This is a genomic window from Myroides sp. C4067, from assembly GCF_038039665.1.
Lineage (GTDB): Bacteria > Bacteroidota > Bacteroidia > Flavobacteriales > Flavobacteriaceae > Flavobacterium > Flavobacterium odoratimimum.
This window is the reverse complement of record NZ_JBBPHJ010000070.1, coordinates 1-553: the sequence shown is the minus strand read 5'-3', so window position 1 is coordinate 553 and position 553 is coordinate 1. Positions and strand designations below refer to the sequence as shown.

Genomic DNA, 553 nt, shown 5'->3' with positions numbered 1-553 from the left:
GGATCAACGTTAAAAGTTGGGGAGGAAAGTGTAAAATAATATCTTTGTGCTATGATGGATAGCCAAGAAATACTAAAACTAATCTTACCTACTTACTTAGTAGAACACTTCAATATTACTAAAGTAGAAGAATTAGAGACCAAACTACATATCTACTTTGAAGAGAAGAATGATTACGGAAATCAATGTGCTGAAAGACAGCTTATTTCTAAAGGTTTCCATAGTATGATTACTATTGAAGACTTCCCGTTACGAGGTAAATCAGTTAAACTACACGTACAACGTCGTCGTTGGACAGATAAACAAACAGGAGAAATTATATCACGTGATTGGAATATCATCGCAGAAGGAACACGAATGACTACAGAGTTTTCGGAGTTCTTAAAAAAAATTGGCCGATACTAAAGTACTTAGCTGTAAGGCTATTGGTGAATTATTTGGGGTTAAAGGAGAGAAGTTTCAACGCCAATACAAACATAAAACTAGTGGTTTCAAACAATGGGATCAACAAGAACATGCACAAGACTGGCTACTCTACCCAGAAAATATAACT

General features: G+C 35.1%; 1 protein-coding gene. It reads left to right on the top strand.

What is annotated here, in order from left to right:
- Positions 1-51: 51 nt before the first annotated feature.
- The gene (locus AABL87_RS17725) at positions 52-405 is read left to right on the top strand and encodes an ISAon1 family transposase N-terminal region protein (protein WP_006260368.1); all 354 of its coding nucleotides are present in this window, start codon (positions 52-54) and stop codon (positions 403-405) included.
- Positions 406-553: the final 148 nt, after the last annotated feature.